The sequence below is a fragment of the Micromonospora sp. NPDC049114 genome, assembly GCF_040648635.1.
Classification (GTDB): domain Bacteria; phylum Actinomycetota; class Actinomycetes; order Mycobacteriales; family Micromonosporaceae; genus Micromonospora.
In genome coordinates this window covers 1-2486 of sequence record NZ_JBEZEA010000032.1, presented here as the reverse complement: position 1 = coordinate 2486, position 2486 = coordinate 1, and the positions used below count along the sequence as shown (strand labels likewise).

Below are 2486 nucleotides of genomic sequence, written 5' to 3'. Positions count from 1 at the left end.
CGAGGTGTCCCGCGCGCGGAGCGATTCGGGGTGGTCATGGGGGTGTCCTCCCTCGGGTGGCGTGGAGGTGACGCGCTGAAACAGAGCGGGGATGGTGGGCGGTCCGGCCGCGCGGGCTGTTTCAGTAGGGGTGCTGAGCGGGCTGATTGGCGCGGTGAGCGCCTTCCGGTCGGCGGGGGTCGCTTGTAGGGGGTTGGGGTGGCAGTGCGGCAGAACGGCGCAGGGCGGCCCGCTGAGAGCGCCGTGGAGGCAAGATCCGGGCAGGGTTGGGGTAAAGGCATAGGGCCGAACCGTCTGCGTGGCTCTCAGCGGGCCGTTTCAGGGGGTTGTCGGTCGGCGGTCGATGCCGGCCAGCGGTGGCGGGAGGTCGGGAAGCGCTGACACGCTGACAGCAAGGCTTGCTAGTCACGTTTCCGCAGGTCAACGAGGGTGTAGAGCTGTCAGCGGGGTGCGCTGACAGGCGCTGACAGCGCTGACACCTCACGGGCGTCGGCGGGGATTGTCAGCGCCTGTCAGCACCTGTCAGCACGGACCGCTGACACCTTCTCGGGTGCTCTGAGCTGTGGAAACGTCACCGGTCGGGGCGATTGTCAGCGTGTCAGCGTTTCCGGGGTCCTCTCCGGCGGCGCGGGGGTGCAGCTCGTAGCGGCCGTCCGGCCCGTTGCGGACCCACCCGAGGGCGATCAACTCGTTCAGAACGGCGGTCACCTCGTCGGACTTAGGCAGCTTGCGGGCTACCCGGCGGTGTGCCTCCCGGCGGGTGAACGTGGTCATGCCCTTGGTGGTGAGCACCCCGAGCACGTACCGGGCGTTCTCCATCGCGGCGTCGCTGCCGATGGTGGTGAGCGCCGCCCGGTAGTGCGCCGCGAAGAACTCCGCCAGCCTTACGGCGTCGGTCATCCGGTCGGCGTCGATGGGGCGTCGCCACGCGTCGGCGGGGTGGTGGGCGACGTGCAGCAACCCGGCCAGCCGCAGCGTTGCGCCGGAGAGCTTGTTGCCCCATTCCCGCATGTCGTGCAGCGTCCCGCCGGGGCGTAGCTGCGCCTCCACCTCCTGAGCAGCGGCCAACCGCATCCGCCCCGCTTCCGGGGTGAGGGTGACCACGGCGGGGTCTTCCCACTCGGCGAGGGTGGCGGCCAGGTCGTGCACCCGGTGCCGGTAGCCGGCGGTCACTGCCTCGGGCACCGGCTCGGTGTCTACCAGCCGATATCCGGCCAGGGATCGGGGCAGGGCGAACAGGAACCGGGCCGGCAGCCCTCGGCCGGCGAGGTCGGCGTTGCCGCCGAATTTCCGCAGCACGGTCGGTTGCGCCATCACGCACACGGTCAGCGCGGGTTTGTCGACCGAGGCACCCTCGCGGGTCTGCCGTTCGTTGCTCATTGGCTGCCCGGCATGGCCTTTCAGGTAGGGATCAAGGTTGGGGGCACCGGAGTACCGGCCGGCGAGGGTGTCGAAGATCCCGCCTTCATCCGAGATGATCGCCATGCGTCCGCCGTTGGCCGCCATCAACCCGATGAGGGCTTCCGGGGTGGCGTCGTCCACGATCAGGCGGGGCAGGCCGGGAACGGTGATCGCCTCGGCCGCGATCGCAGCCGCGACGGCCTCGGCGGCGGCCTCGTCACGCTTGCCGGGGTCGCTGGCCTTCGCCGCTTGGGTCTTGGCTTGTTCGGCGTGCCGGTCGGCGATGTCCCGCAGCGCGGCAGCCTCGGCGATCCGAGGTCGCATCGCCTCGCCCAACGTCGACTGTGCGGCGAACAGTGGCGCGGTCATCGCCCGGTGCACGGGTGACTTCCGCTCGCCGGGGCCGGCGATGACGGCGGCGAACACGTTGACCGGCTCGCGCCACCCGGCGACCGGTTCCACCTCCAACCGGCCACCCGCGCACGCGGAGAGCACGGCTACGGCGAGGGTGCCGGCCATCGCCGGATCGGTCTGGGTAAACCGGGCAACGCCGGTCACCATGTCGCCCAGCCACGCGGGGAACACGTCGACCGGGAACGGCGGCGGCGCGGTGCTCGGCCCGGTCAAGGGCACTGGAACATCCCACAGCGGCCCGCCCGAGGCCGGTGCGTCGGTGCCGTTGGGCTGGTCGGTGACGAGGTGCAGTCGGGCGGCGCTCATGCGGCCACCTGCCGGGGGCGCTTGCTGCCGGCAGCAAGGCCGGATCGGATGGTGCGGTACGCCTCGGCGCAGCTCAGCCCGGCCGTCACCCCCGCCTGTTCCAGCACGCTCTGCGCGTCGTTCTCGGTGAGTGACCCACCGGCCGCGAGTTGCCCGAGCGCCACGGCGGCGATGTACAGGCAGCGGTTACGCTCCCCTGCCGGCGCGGTGGTCACCCGGTCGACTTCCCGGCGGATCGCGGCCCGCACGTACGCGCCGCTGCGGTCGGTCGGCAAGTCGACCACCACCGGGCGTTGCGGCGGTAGCGGCGCCGGAGTGAGCAGCCCGGCCAGCCACCCGGCCAGCGGGGCGGGGTCGGTATCCAG

At 71.7% G+C, this 2486-nt stretch carries 1 protein-coding gene and 1 pseudogene; both read right to left on the bottom strand.

The features are described 5' to 3' along the window. Positions 1-522 precede the first annotated feature (522 nt). Positions 523-2121, bottom strand: a complete 1599-nt coding sequence (locus AB0B39_RS32925) for a YfjI family protein (RefSeq protein WP_357576221.1) — start codon at positions 2119-2121, stop codon at positions 523-525. Beyond that, positions 2118-2486 (bottom strand): annotated as a pseudogene (locus AB0B39_RS32920) (DNA primase); the annotation flags it as partial. The pseudogene AB0B39_RS32920 and the gene AB0B39_RS32925, both read right to left, overlap by 4 nt.

Excerpts from the sequence above, each read along its gene's own strand:
- AB0B39_RS32925 (WP_357576221.1), bottom strand. The coding sequence starts at position 2,121 with ATGAGCGCCGCCCGACTGCACCTCGTCACCGACCAGCCCAACGGCACC.